The following is a 13595-nucleotide window of genomic DNA, read 5'->3' as shown; positions in this document are numbered from 1 at the left end:
CAAGGAACCACCCGCACCAACACAAGCAACGGAGACATCGGCATGGCACAGAACACCGCACTCCTCTTCCCCGGCCAGGGCGGCTTCGACAGCGCGGCGCTGCGCGCGGCCAAGGAGAGCTACCCCCAGATCCGCCGGGTATTCGAGCAGATCGACGCGGAGACGCAGAACCTCTTCGCGCGGCGGATCACCGACACCCTGTTCGGCCAGGAGAAGGCGGACCTCGGCGAGCTGCTCGCCGACGACCCGTGGGTCTCACAGGTGGCCATCTACGCCGCGGGCCTCGCCGCGTACGAGATCCTCGCCGCCCAGGGCGTCGAGCCGGACGTCCTCGCGGGCCACAGCCTCGGTGAGATCACCGCCCTCGTGGCCGCGGGCGCCTTCTCGGTCGAGGACGGCGTGCGCATCGTCGCGCAGCGCGTGGCGGTCATCCAGCGGCAGCAGGGCATAGACGGCCGCATGGTGGCCCTCACCGCCGGCGCCGACCGCGTCCGCCTGCTGCTGGACCTGGTGGACGAGCCGCTGCTGGCCGTCGCCACCGAGAACCACGACGAGCAGACCGTGGTGAGCGGCCCGGACAAGGTCCTGGACCGCGTCACGGCCATCGCCCGGCAGCTGGGCATCAACGCGATCGAGATCGACGCGCCCTTCCCCTTCCACACCCCCGCCCTGGCCCCGGCCGTCCCGGAGTTCGCCGCGTACGTCCGCAAGCTGGACCAGCACCCGCTGCGCCGCCCGGTCTACTCGCCGATCCTCCAGCGCTACTACGAGCCCGACGACGCCCTGGCCGACCTGCTGGCGGAGCACTTCGTCAAGCCGGTCCGGTTCGCCACCGCGGTGCGCCACCTCCAGGAGTCCGGTGTCACCACCTTCGTGGAGGCCGGCGGGCGCCCCGCGCTGACCAAGCTCGTCACCCGGCTCACCCAGGGCTCCGACGTGCGCGCCTTGTCCACGCTCGCCCTCGACGGCGGCGGCCGCCTCGCCCTCGGCGCCACCCTGGACGTCCTGCGGGAGGCGGGCCTCGCGCACGCCGCCGGGGCCCCCACCCTCGGCGGGCTGCTGGCCCCGACGGTGCCGGCCGACGTCTTCGAGGCGTACTGGGCGAAGCACGGCGACGACGTCCTGGCCTATGTGCGCGACGAACTCGCCGCCTTCCAGCGGGAGAACGCGCCCGCGGCCGCGCCCGCCGCCCCTGCCGCGCCCAAGGCGGCCGCCGCGCCCGCCGCGAGCGACGGGCCGGACCGCGACGAGGTCTTCGCCGCCCTGCGCGCCCTCTACGCCGAGGCCCTGGAGTACCCCGAGGAGGTCTTCGAGGGCGGCGTGCAGCTGGAGGCCGAGCTGGGCGTCGACTCCGTCAAGCAGGTGGAGCTGCTCTCCCGCGTCTCCGAGCGCTACGGCCTGCCGCCGCGCGAGTCCGGCTTCCGCCTCTCCAACTACAACACGATGGACACGATCGCCGACTTCGTGCTCGCCGAGCTGAGCGGCGCCCGCGAGCACGCCGGCGCGGCCTGACCACCGCACGGCCCACAGCCCCGCTCGTTTCCTCGCTAAACGTGAGTAAGGACATGGCTCCATGAAAGACCTCACCGGCAAGGTGGCCCTGGTCACCGGCGGGTCGAAGGGGATCGGGAAGGCGATCGTGCGGGAACTCGCCGCACGCGGTGCCGACATCGTCCTCAATTACTTCCACTCGCACGACCAGGCCAAGCAGACCCGCGACGAGCTGGTCGCCGACGGCGTCCGGGTCGACCTCGTCCGCGCCTCGGTGGCGCGGCAGGACCAGGTCGACCGGATGTTCGCGGAGATCGACCGGCTGCACGGCCGCCTCGACATCCTGATCAACAACGCGGCCGACGGCGCCCTGCTGCCGCTCGAGGAGACCACCGACGCGCACCTCGACAAGGCCCTCGACACCAACCTCAAGGGCGGACTGCGCTGCGCGCGGGCCGCGGCACCGCTGATGGGCAGGTCGGGCGGCGGCTCCATCGTCACGGTCTCCGCGCTGGGCGGTTCCCAGATGGTGATGGCCAACTACCTCGCCTGCGCCCCGGCGAAGGCCGCGGCCGAGGCCGCCTCCCGCTACCTCGCGGTCGAACTGGCGCCGCTGAACATCCGGGTCAACACGGCCTCCGCCGCCATGCTGAGCAGCGCGGTGGCGGACAAGTTCCCCCGGGCCGCCGAGATGCAGGAGGTCATCGCGCGGGCCACGCCGCTGGGGCGGCTCGGCACGCCGGAGGAGTTCGCGTCCGTCGTCGCCTTCCTCGCCTCCGACGACTCCCGGTGGATCACCGGCCAGGTCATCCTGGCCGACGGCGGCCTCACCCTCGGCGCGTCCCTGCTCTCCCCGCCGGCGCTCGAAACGGCCGAACAGCAGCCGGTGGCACAGCACTTGGCGGAGCGGGAGACGGCTGAGGTCGTACGGCCCGAGCCCGAGCCCGAGCCCGTGCCTGAGGTCGAGGCCGAGCCCGAGGACGGTGACGACGCGATCGCCATCGTCGGCATGGGCATGGCCGTCGCCGGGGCCAACAGCCCCGAGGAGTTCTGGAAGCTGCGGATGACGGGGGACGAGCTCTTCGTCAAGGTCCCCCAGGACCGCTGGCAGCACGAGAGCTTCCACTCGCCCGACTTGGCGGCCGAGGACAAGGCGTACGCCGACCACTGCGTCTTCATCACCGGCTTCACCCCCGCCGAGGGCGCCCTGGACGGCATGCCCGGCGGCGCCGACGAGCAGGAGCTCACCACGCAGTGGCTGCGCCACAGCCTGGTGCAGGCGCTCGACGGGGTCAGCCACAGCCCCACCGACAGCGCCTCCTTCGTCATCGGCTACACCCCCGACGGCAGCCAGCACCTGGAGGAGGCCGGGGTCCTGCAGAGCCTGACCCGGCTCACCCACGGCATCGTCGACGACCTCGACGTGCCGGCGGGGGAGCGGCAGGGCCTGCGCGACGACATCGACGAGGCGCTCGCCCGGCGCTACCGGCGCGGCGGGCAGGACCCCGCGCGCTTCCTGCCGCACCGGGTCGGCGAGCTGGCGATGGAGGGCATCCTCCCGCCGTCCACCGAGCTCCACATGGTCGACACCGCGTGCTCCTCGTCCCTCTACGCCATCGACATCGCGGCCAAGGGCCTGCTGATGGGCAAGCAGGACATCGCCGTCTGCGGCGGGGCGTTCGCCCTCGCGCCGCGCGGCACGGTGCTCTTCTCCAAGCTCCAGGGGCTCTCCAAGAGCGGCAAGGTGCACGCCCTGGACGAGAGCGCCGACGGCGTCATCTTCGCCGACGGCGCCGCCCTCGTCGTCCTCAAGCGGCTGAGCAAGGCGCGGCGCGACGGCGACCGTGTCCTCGGTGTGCTGCGCGCCTTCGGCTCGTCCTCCGACGGCAAGGGCAAGGCGATCTACGCCCCGAACTCCGACGGCCAGAGCCTCGCCGTGCGGCGCGCGCTCGACGCCGGTGAGGTCGAGGGCGACGACGTGCAGTGGATCAACGCGCACGCGACCGGCACGCCCGCGGGCGACCTCGCGGAGTTCACCACCCTGCGCGAGCACTTCGGCACCTCCCGGCCCACCGTCGTCACCTCCAACAAGTCCCTGATCGGGCACACCGGCTGGGCGGCCGGCGTGGTCTCGCTCATCGAGAACCTGAAGGGCCTGGAGGAGCGCACCATCCCCGGGCAGTTCCGCTTCAGCAACCCCCGCGCCGACTTCCGGCTCGACGAGACCGAGCTGGAGGTGACCTCCGAGCCGCGGCAGTGGCCGGAGAGCGCCGAGCGGCCCCGCCTCGCGGCCGTCTCCGGCTTCGGCTTCGGCGGCACCAACGCCCACCTGATCGTCTCCGAGCCGCTGCCGCCCGCCGAGGTGGCGGAGACCCCCGTCACCAAGACCCCGGACACCGAGAGCCGGGTCGCCATCGTCGGCTGGTCGGCCCACCTGCCCGGCCTCGACGGGCGCGACGAGGTCGCCGACTGGCTCTCCGGCGGCCGCAAGCCGCTCGACAGCTTCGGCGCCGACTACCCGCCGCCGCCCTTCAGCAAGGTCCGGCTTCCTCCGAAGACGATCCGCGCCCTCGACCGCTGCCAGCTGATGATCCTGGAGTGCGCGCACCAGCTCCGCGACCAGATGCCCGACTTCTGGAGCGAGCAGGCCGCCAAGACCGGCGTCTTCGTCGGCCACATGGGCCCCACCCGGGCCGCGATGCTCTACGCCAACCGCTGCTACCTCGACGACGTCGAGCGGGCGCTCGCCGACTCGCCGCGGGCCGGCTCGGCCGCCGTGCCGCAGATCCTCGACCGGCTGCGCGAGCAGGTGCGTTCGATGATCCCGGAGTCCAACGAGGACTCCTTCCCCGGGCAGATGCCCAACATCATCTCGGCCCGTGTGGCGAACTACTTCGACCTCCACGGCCCGAACATGACGATGGACTCCGGCTTCGCCTCCGCCCTGTCGTCGATCACCTCCGCGAGCCGCTACCTGCGCACCGGTGAGCTGGACTTCGCGCTGGCGGGCGGCATCAACGGCAACAGCCTGCCCGAATACCGGTCCCTGATCGGCGAGCTCCTCCCGGAGCACGCGACGGAACTGGCCGAAGGCGGCTTCCTCTTCGCCCTCACCACCGAGGAGCGCGCCGAGCGCGCGGGCCTGCCGGTCCTCGCGTACGTCGACGAGGCGCTCGGCGGCACGGAGACGCACCGCGACACCCTGCTGTGCGGCTCCTCGGCACCCGAGAACGCCCGTTACCTGGGCGCGGCCGGGGGACTGGCCGTCCTCAAGGCGCTGCACGGTCCCGCGGGCACGGTCGTCCTCTCCTGCGACGAGGACGGCAACGCGGCGGGTGCCCGGCTCCGGCTGACCGTCCCCGGCGAGCCCGCCGAGGCCGCCGACAAGGCCGGTTCCGCCCCGGCACAGGACACCGGCGCGACCACCGGCGCGACCACCGGCGCGATATCCGGCACGCTCCCCGAGGGCTTCCTCTCGCAGGAGCGCACGGAAGCCGGCACACCGCTGCGCGTCCGCCGCCACGTGCCCGTCCTGGAGGCGGCGCCGCCCGTGACCGTACGGGAGGCGATCCCTTTCCTCGCGGCCGGCACGGCCGTCGTCACCGACGCGCCCGGCCTCCTCGCCCGCGCGGCGGGCCCGGACGCCACCGGGCTCACGGTCCTGTCCACCACCCCGCTCGACACCCCGCGCCCCGGCTGGCACCACCTGCCGGAGGTCACGCCGGAGGCCGTACGCGAGGCGCTGGCGAGCTCCGGGAAGCCGGTCACCCAGCTGCGGGTGTTCAGCGACCTGAGCCGCGCGGTGGCCCCCGGACAGGCGCTCACCGAGGGCTCCCCGGCGCTCCTCGCCCTGCACAGCGCCGCCTATCTGGCCGTGCAGCACGCCTACGAGGACCTGTCGGGACCCGGCTCCTCCCTCGTCGTCCTCCTCCAGGGCGCGGTGTCCGACGGCACCCCGCACCCCTTCTCCGGCCTGTTCACCGGCCTGCTGAAGACCGCGGGCCTGGAGCTCCCGGACGCCACCGGCTTCGCCCTGCTGACCTCGGCCACCGACGTCGGCGAGGCCGTGGAGCGGGTGGAGGCGGAGAGCCGGGCGCTGCGGGACTTCCCCGTCGTCGTCGACGCCGACGGCGTCCGCCAGGTGTACCGCCTCAAGGACGAGCCCAACGACCTGGGCGCGGACACCCCGCTCGCCCTCGGCCGCGACTCCGTGGTCGTCGTCGCCGGCGGCGCCCGGGGCATCACCGCCGAGGTGCTCAAGGCACTCGCGGAGCAATTCGCCCCGCGGATCTACGTGTTCGGCAGCAACTCTCTCGACACCTACCCGCCCTCGGTCTACGCCGGGAGCGACGAGGAGTTCGCGGCGGGCCGCAAGGCGTTCATCTCCTCCGAGCTCGCGGGGCGCGGGGGCCGGACGGTCGCGGGCATCAACAAGGAATTCGACCGGATGGTCAACGCCCGCACCGCCCGGCAGAACCTCGACGCGATGGCCGCCCACAGCGGCGCGGACCGGGTCACCTATCTGACCTGCGACATGCGCGACAGCGCCGAGGTCGAGAAGGCGATCGGCCGCATCCTCGCCGAGCAGGGCCGCGTCGACCTGCTCGTCAACGCCGCGGGTCTCCAGCGCTCCGCGCTGATCAGGGACAAGGACTTCGCGGAGTTCACCTCCATCCGCGACCTCAAGGTCGAGTCCTACCTCAACCTCAAGCACGCGCTGCGCTCCGCGCCGCCCCGCCTGTGGTGCAACTTCGGTTCCCTGCTCGGCTACTTCGGGCAGCTCGGGGAGGCCGACTACGCCTCGGCCAACGACTTCCTGGGCAGCGCCTCCACCTACGCCGCGGCCACCACGGACCACGCCGAGGTCACCATCGGCTGGACCCTGTGGGCCAGCGTCGGCATGGGCGCCAACGAGCTGACGAAGGCGTACTACGAGCGGGCCGGCTCGTACAGCAACATGCCGGTCCCCGAAGGCGTCCACCACTTCGTGCGGGAGCTCCACGCCCCCGTGCGGCGGCCCTCGGTCGTGCACCTGGGCGAGGCCGAGCAGGCCACGGTGGAGACCTTCTACCCCGGCTACCTCACGGGCCGCGACCCCGGCTTCTTCCTGCGCCGCGTGGTCGAGTCCGACGCCAAGTCCGCGGTGTTCGAGTGCCGCTTCGACCTGGAGACCGACGGCTATCTGGAGCACCACACCGTACGCGGCGAACCGACGCTGCCCGGCACCTTCGTCACCGAGCTCGCGGCGGAGGCCGCCCGGCACCTGGTGCCCGGCAAGCACGTCATCGCCTTCGAGGACCTGCGGTTCGAGCACTTCCTGCGCGTCTACCGCGACCTGCCGGCCCGGCCCAAGCGCATCAAGGCCGAGATCACCGGGGAGCAGGGCGACGCCACCGTCGTGCAGGTCCTGGTGACCGAGGACGTGGTCGCGCCGAGCGGGGCCGTCCTGATCGCGGACCGGGTGCACTTCGCGGCCCGCGTCCTGCTCGCCGACGCCTTCCCGGCCGCGCCCCGCTGGGAGCACTGGGACACCGCCGACGACACCCCGGTGCCCGACCCGTACCACCAGCCCGGCTCGCCGGTGAAGCTGACCGGTCCCTTCGTCTCCACCGCCGACACCCGCATCCACCCGCAGGGCAAGCGCGGGCGCTACGCCCTGGCGCTCCCGGAGGACGACCCCGCGTGGGCGCGGTTCACCGTCCCGTGCGTCCTGCTGGACGGCCTGGCGCGGGTCGGGGTGCTGGACCTCGTCGACGGCCACCTCGTGCCCGTCGCGGCACCGCTGGCCATCCGCCGCATCGACCTCTACGAGGAGGCCAACGACCAGGTGCTGTCCACCGGCGAGGACCGGATCGACCTCTACGCCACACCGCCCGGCTTCGACCTGGCCGCCGACCGCGTCGACAACCGCTTCGTCGCGACCCGGCCCGACGGCCGCATGCTCCTCCAGATGAAGGACCTCCAGGCGACCTTGATCGGCTACGTCGACGCCCGCACGGGCGAGGCCGTGGCCCTCGACGCGCCCGACCGGAAAGGGACATGACCATGGAGTCCCCACAGATGACGGCCGGGCCCGCCGCGACTGACACAGCGGTCCAGCCGATGACCCGCATGGTGTGGCAGCTCACCAACCTGCCGCAGCGGCCCGGCGAGCCCGCCCGGCTCACGGGGATGCGCGTGCTGCTCCTCGCGGACGAGGAGGAGCAGGCCGGCACCGCCACCGCCGTCGAGCGGGCCCTGGCCGAGCGCGGCGCCCTCGTACGCCGACAGGCGCCGGGCGGGCCCGTGGACGCGATCGTCGACCTCACCGTCGGCCGCGTCCCCGGCGACGCAGGCTCGGCGGAGGTCTGGCGGGAACCGCTGCTGAGCACCGTCGGCGCCCTGCGCGAGACTTACGACGACTGGGCCCAGGAGACCTCGGCGAGCCGTCTGTTCTACCTCGCCGTCACCTATCTCGGCGGCGGCATGGGCCACCACCCGCAGGACGATCTCGCGCAGCCGCTGGGCGGCATCTGGGCGGGCCTGGCGAAGACGCTGCACCGGGAGTTCCCCAACTGCAACGCCCGCGTCGTCGACATCGCCCTGTCCGCGGTGGACGAACTGCCCGGCATCGTCGCCGCCGAGCTGGGCAGGCCGGGCGAGCTGGAGGTCGGCTACCGCGACGGCCAGCGCCTGACCCTCACCCCCTCCGCCCGTCCGGCCGGTGAGCCCGTCGTCGAACTGGGCCCCGACGACAGCGTGCTGATCTCCGGCGGCGGCCGGGGCATCGGCTGGGAGCTGGCCCGCACCCTCGCCGAGCGGCACGGCCTGCGGGTCGTGGTGACCGGCCGGGAGCCCTTCCCCACCGGCGACGAGCCGTGGTCGGGCATGGACGAGGCCGAACTGAAGGTCTACGAGAAGCAGGTGTGGGCCGACAACCGCGGCCGCCCGCCGGCCGGCACCCGGCGGGACATCGCCCGGATCCGCCGCCTGTGGGAGCTCGCGGTCAACGTCAACGGCGCCCGCGCGCGCGGGCTGCGCGTGGACTACGCCCGGTGCGACTTCACCGACCGCGACCAGGTCCGCGAGCTCGTCGCCCGCGAGGGCGCCACGCTGACCGGAGTCGTGCACAACGCCGGGGTGGACACCGCGGCACGGCTGCCCAAGAAGACGGACGACGAGGTCCTCGCGACCGTCCGCACGAAGATCGAGGGCTTCGCCAACCTCTTCGGCGAACTCCGCGGCCACCCGCTGAAGTTCTTCTGCAACGTGGGCTCCCTCACCGGGCGGCTGGGCGGCATGGTCGGCCAGCTCGAATACGCCGCGGCCAACGAGGGGCTGGCGCGGCTGGGCCGCTGGGCGAGCAGCCGGGCCGGCTTCCCCGTGATGACGCTCGCCTGGCCGACCTGGGACCGCATCGGCCTGATCGCCAACTTCTCGGCGACGCTGCGCTACATGGCCGCCATCGACGTCACCGACGGCCTCGCCAAGTGGCAGGCGGAGCTGGCCGCCGGCTCCGACGGCGAGGTCACCTTCGTGGGCCCGCTGGGCGCGGCGATCGACCCGGGCCAGGCCATCGGCTACCCCATCGTGCCCGACCTGCCCGGCTTCACCGACACCTTCCCGAAGATCTACCACCTGGGGGAGGTCGTCACCTACCGGCCGCACAGCCGGATGGTCTCGCGCGTGACCTTCGACCGCGAACGGGCGCCCGTCCTGATGGACTTCCTCATGGACGGCGTCGAGGCGGTGCCGGTGAGCCTGCTGCTGGAGAGCGCGGTCCGGGGCGCCGAGTGGATCGTCCCGGAGGACTTCCCCGCGCTGCGCGTCGACTGCCTCGAAGAGATCGTCGTCCCCCTGGAGCTGCTGCGCCTGGACGGCCCCACCACCGTCTGGGAGCGGGAGATCACCGGCACCCGCGAGGGGCGCACCTGGGTTGTCGACGTGTCCTTCCGGCGGCCGGACGACGGCCCCGACGGGCCGCGGGCGAGCCTGCGGGTCGTCTACGAACCGGGGGACACGCGCTCGCCCGCCCCACCGCGGCCGGACGTCGCGCGGACGACCACGTGGAGTTCCGGGCCGCCGATGCTGCGCTGGCGCTCCTCGGTGGTCCCGGCCGCCGCCTGGACGCAACTGCCCGACGGCCGCTGGTCGGCGGAGACGCGGCCGTGCGCCTCCAACGACCTCTGGGCGACGCCCAGCGTGCCGCGTACGGCGCTGGCCGTCTCCGTCCTGGAGAACGTCGTGCGGCTGTGCGCGAAGGCGCGGGCGGGGCTCTCCGTCGCCGTCGACCCCTTGGTCGTCGGCCGCGTCACCCTGCATTCCGAGGAGCAGGGGAATTCCGTCGTCGAGGGCGATCCGGCCCTCGGGGTATGGCGCGCGAAAAGCGTGGAGTCGGGGCTTCCCGTGCTCACGGTCTCCGGTTTTCCCGGGCCGCTCGGAAACGGTTGACATAACCAGCGGGCAATGCCACCGTCATGGCATTGCGGAGTCGTCGCCGTATGCCCATGGAATAACCGTCGGATTTTATCGAGAGAAATTGGAGCGGTTCGTATGTCGACGTTGCAGCAGAACAAGGCGGTGTTGGAGCGCTACTACGAGGAGTGCCTCAACAAGGGAAATCTCGACGTCATCTACGAGGGCGCCGGTGACGACCACATCAGCCACGGCACCGCGCCCAACGGCAAGGAGGGCGTGGAGCACCTCAAGGAGTGGGTGCGGCTCCAGCGCGCGTCCTTCCCCGACCTCAAGGTCGTGGTGGACGACTGGATCCTGGAGGGCGACAAGGTCGTCAGCCGGTTCACCGCCAGCGGCACCCACACCGGTGAGCCCTATGAGGGCGTGCCGGCCATCGGCCGGGAGTTCTCCGTGAGCGGGATCGTCATCGACGAGTTCCGCGACGGGATCATCGTGGAGAGCTGGTTCTCGCTGGACGGCCTGGAGCTGGCCAAGCAGCTCGGCGCCCTGGGCTGACCGCGCCCGGCCCCGGCACCACGACCGCGTGGTGCCGGGGCCGCGGGACCCGCGCGTCAGCCCCGCGAGGCGGCGCGCGCGTCCGCGTCCGTGATGGGCGCGGCGTGCGCCTCGGCGTTCCCGGAGGCGGCGATGGCGTCCAGGGCGCGCTGGAGGACGACGGTGTCCTCCAGGGTGTGGATCTCGGTGATCCGGCCCCACTTCAGATAGAGGAACTGCGTCATGACGTTGTCGTAGCGGGTGCCGTCCGGGAGCGGGCCGCCGATCTTCACCCGGGTGGCCACCTTGGTCAGCCAGGGACCGCCGGAAATGATGATCTCCAGCGGCTCGAAACGGGCCTCCGGGATGAGCCGGAAGACCCGCTGCCACCACAGGCTCATCGCCTCGCGGGTGTGCCGCTCGCCGGACAGCGCGTGCTCCCCGTAGAAGACATAAGTGAATTCAGGGGCCAGTGTGTCCACCATGGACTGCCAGTCCCCGGAATCGATCTGAGCAAAGGCTTTGCGTAGTTTCGCGGCAACGATTCGGTGATACATGCGGATCCTTCCCCGGGTCCTTCGGAATATTTTTTCGGAAACCCTGAATGCCGCCCTGCGGTGCCCTCATTGATACCACGAGAACCCTTGCGGGAACACACCTCGCAGTGGGGTGCGAGAAAAGGCGGGAGAGTTTGATGACGTCTCCGATTCCGGTGCTGATCACCGGCTGTTCATCGGGTATCGGCCGGGCCACGGCGCGGCGGCTGCACCGGGCCGGCATGGTCGTGTACGCCACCGCCCGCCGGCCCGAGACCCTGGCCGAGCTCACCGCCGAGGGCATCCGGACGCTGGCGCTGGACGTCACCGACGAGGACAGCATGCGCGCGGCCGTCGCGGCCGTCGAGGCGGAGTACGGCGCGGTCGGCGCCCTGATCAACAGCGCGGGCTTCGCCGTCTCCGGGGTCGTCGAGGAGGTCGGCATCGAGGACATGCGCCGGCAGTTCGAGACCAACGTCTTCGGGCTGGCCCGCCTCAGCCAGCTGGTCCTCCCCGGCATGCGCGCCGCGGGCACCGGCACCATCGTCAACGTCTCGTCCATCTTCGGCCGTTACGCCGTCCCCGGTGGCGGCCTCTACCAGGCGTCCAAGCACGCCGTCGAGGCGCTCAGCGACGCCCTGCGGCTGGAGGTCGCCGACTTCGGCGTCCGCGTGGTGCTGATCGAGCCGGGCCCGGTCCGCACCACCGACTTCGGCACGACGTACGTGGCGAACTTCCGCCCCGTCAGCGAGGTCTACGCGGACTTCCGCCGCCGCACCGCCGAATACTTCGACGCCATCTACACCGGCAGCCGCCGCACGCTGGCCGGCACCTTCACCATCCAGGCCGACGACGTGGCCCGCACGATCGAACGCGCCGTCCGCAGCGGCCACCCGCGCGCCCGCTACCCCGTCGGCTTCCTCGCCCACAGCACCCTCGCGCTGCGGCGGCTGGCACCGGACGCCGTCTTCGACAACCTCTTCGTGCGGCGCGCCTTCCCCGTGCCGAGGAAGAGCACCCGGCCGATCCCGCCCCGGCCCGTACGGACCGCCACCACCCGTAAGGACGCACGATGACCGCCACCACCGTCCGCCCCACCGCCACCGCCCCCGGCCCCAAGGGCGTGCCCGTCCTGGGCAGCCTCGGTTCCTGGCGCCGCAACACCGCCGAATTCCTGCTGGGCCTCCAGCGCGACCACGGCGAGGTCGTGCGCATGCGCCTCGGGCCCATGACGGTCCATCAGGTCACCAGCCCCGAAGCCGTGCGCCGCGTGCTGGTGGAGAACAACGGCAACTACGTACGCGGCCCGCTCTACGAGCAGTTCGGCGTCGTCATGGGCAAGGGACTGCTCACCACCGACGGCGAGTTCTGGCGCGGGCACCGCCGCGCGGTCCAGCCGGTGTTCCTCAAGAACGCCGTCGCCGACATCATCCCCAACATCGCCCGCGCCACCACCGAGATGCTCGACGAGTGGGAGGGCAAGGCCGCCCGCGGCGAGCCCGTGGACCTGATGACGGAGATGCTCCGGCTCACCCTCGTCACCCTCAGCCGCTCGCTGTTCGCCTACGACATCAAGCCGTCCTCCCGCGTGCTGAAGCTCATCGTCGACGACGTCGTCGAGGTCATGTTCCGCCGCGGCACGGCCTCCGAGATGCTGCCCTCCTGGGTGCCCACCGACCGGCAGCGGAAGATCGCCCGCATCCACCGCGTCTTCGACCGGATCGTCGCCGACGTCCGCGCGGGCTACGCGCGCACCGGCGAGGGCCCGCTGATCTCCCTGATGGAGCAGGCCGAGGACCCCGCCACCGGCCGTCCCTGGACCGATCAGCAGATCCGCGACGAGCTCCTCACCGTCTACCTCGCGGGTCACGAGACCACCGCCGTCTCGCTCTTCTGGACCCTGATCGCCATCGCCGAGCACCCCCACATCCAGGAGGAGGTCGACGGCGAGATCGGCCGCGTGCTCGGCGGCACCCTGCCGGACGCCCGGAGCGCCGAGGAACTGACGTACACCAGGATGGTGGTGGACGAGAGCCTGCGGATGCACCCGCCCATCTGGATCTTCCCGCGCGCCGCCGTCGGCCCGGACACCCTCGACGGCTACGGCATCGAGGCGGGCTCCTCGATCCTGCTCTCGCCGCTGGTGTCGCACCACAACCCCCGCTACTGGGACAACCCGATGGCCTTCGACCCCCAGCGCTTCACCCCCGAGGCCGTCAAGGAGCGCCCGCGCATGGCCTACTTCCCCTTCGGGGCGGGCCCGCGGCAGTGCGTCGGCAACTTCATGGCCCTGCTCGAACTGCGCACCATCGTCGCGATGATCAACCAGCGCTTCCGGATCAGCCGCGTCCCCGGCGACTCCCTCCAGTACGGCTCCCCGGTCATCTCCCTGCGCCCGCTGCGCGACGTCATGGTCCACGTGCACTCACGCGACGTGCGGCCTTCGCCGTCGACGGGGGAGTCCGCGCCGCTCACCTGCCCGGTGCGGCACGGGGAGGGGTGAGGGGGCTTTTTCCCCAGCCCCGCCCCTTCCCGAAGCTGGGGCGCGTGCCCCAGGTCCCCGGCTGCGGGTCCGTTGCCTCCCCCAGCTACCTCCCCCAGACTCCGTCCGGGGGTGCCCCCAGAGGCGCCCCCAGC

Annotated in this window: 7 protein-coding genes; 6 read left to right on the top strand and 1 reads right to left on the bottom strand. The window is 72.3% G+C overall.

Going from position 1 to position 13595, the window contains the following annotated elements; translation table 11 throughout:
• Positions 1–42: 42 nt before the first annotated feature.
• The 4 genes from ACFY1P_RS21555 to ACFY1P_RS21540 all read left to right on the top strand — a co-directional run bounded on the left by ACFY1P_RS21555 (position 43) and on the right by ACFY1P_RS21540 (position 10443).
• Positions 43–1512, top strand: a complete 1470-nt coding sequence (locus ACFY1P_RS21555; protein ID WP_361524351.1) for an acyltransferase domain-containing protein — start codon at positions 43–45, stop codon at positions 1510–1512.
• Between the two features lie 61 nt (positions 1513–1573).
• The gene (locus ACFY1P_RS21550) at positions 1574–7534 is read left to right on the top strand and encodes an SDR family oxidoreductase (protein ID WP_390751580.1); all 5961 of its coding nucleotides are present in this window, start codon (positions 1574–1576) and stop codon (positions 7532–7534) included.
• 2 nt (positions 7535–7536) lie between these two features.
• Positions 7537–9921 (top strand): KR domain-containing protein, encoded by a 2385-nt coding sequence (locus ACFY1P_RS21545; RefSeq protein WP_390751579.1) that lies wholly within the window; start codon positions 7537–7539, stop codon positions 9919–9921.
• A gap of 102 nt (positions 9922–10023) precedes the next feature.
• Entirely contained in the window at positions 10024–10443 is a 420-nt protein-coding gene (locus ACFY1P_RS21540; RefSeq protein ID WP_361524359.1) for an ester cyclase, read from the top strand.
• A gap of 56 nt (positions 10444–10499) precedes the next feature.
• Here ACFY1P_RS21540 and ACFY1P_RS21535 read toward each other — a convergent pair whose 3' ends face one another.
• Complete coding sequence (locus tag ACFY1P_RS21535) at positions 10500–10979, bottom strand: nuclear transport factor 2 family protein (protein ID WP_361535484.1); 480 nt, start codon at positions 10977–10979, stop codon at positions 10500–10502.
• A gap of 137 nt (positions 10980–11116) precedes the next feature.
• On the opposite strand from ACFY1P_RS21535, the gene ACFY1P_RS21530 reads away from it, so the two are divergent.
• Entirely contained in the window at positions 11117–12034 is a 918-nt protein-coding gene (locus ACFY1P_RS21530) for an SDR family NAD(P)-dependent oxidoreductase (protein ID WP_390751578.1), read from the top strand.
• Positions 12031–13461, top strand: a complete 1431-nt coding sequence (locus tag ACFY1P_RS21525; protein ID WP_361535478.1) for a cytochrome P450 — start codon at positions 12031–12033, stop codon at positions 13459–13461. Before ACFY1P_RS21530 ends, ACFY1P_RS21525 begins: the two co-directional genes overlap by 4 nt.
• The last annotated feature ends 134 nt before the right edge of the window (positions 13462–13595 follow it).

This window comes from Streptomyces sp. NPDC001407 (assembly GCF_042895325.1).
GTDB lineage: Bacteria > Actinomycetota > Actinomycetes > Streptomycetales > Streptomycetaceae > Streptomyces.
The sequence above is the reverse complement of the archived record's forward strand: the minus strand, read 5'-3'. Positions and strand labels throughout refer to the sequence as shown.

What these genes read in the sequence shown, in the direction of transcription:
- ACFY1P_RS21555 (WP_361524351.1), top strand. Translation starts at nt 43, where the DNA reads ATGGCACAGAACACCGCACTCCTCTTCCCCGGCCAGGGCGGCTTCGAC.
- ACFY1P_RS21525 (WP_361535478.1), top strand. Translation starts at nt 12,031, where the DNA reads ATGACCGCCACCACCGTCCGCCCCACCGCCACCGCCCCCGGCCCCAAG.
- ACFY1P_RS21535 (WP_361535484.1), bottom strand. Translation starts at nt 10,979, where the DNA reads ATGTATCACCGAATCGTTGCCGCGAAACTACGCAAAGCCTTTGCTCAG.
- ACFY1P_RS21540 (WP_361524359.1), top strand. Translation starts at nt 10,024, where the DNA reads ATGTCGACGTTGCAGCAGAACAAGGCGGTGTTGGAGCGCTACTACGAG.
- ACFY1P_RS21550 (WP_390751580.1), top strand. Translation starts at nt 1,574, where the DNA reads ATGAAAGACCTCACCGGCAAGGTGGCCCTGGTCACCGGCGGGTCGAAG.
- ACFY1P_RS21530 (WP_390751578.1), top strand. Translation starts at nt 11,117, where the DNA reads ATGACGTCTCCGATTCCGGTGCTGATCACCGGCTGTTCATCGGGTATC.
- ACFY1P_RS21545 (WP_390751579.1), top strand. Translation starts at nt 7,537, where the DNA reads ATGGAGTCCCCACAGATGACGGCCGGGCCCGCCGCGACTGACACAGCG.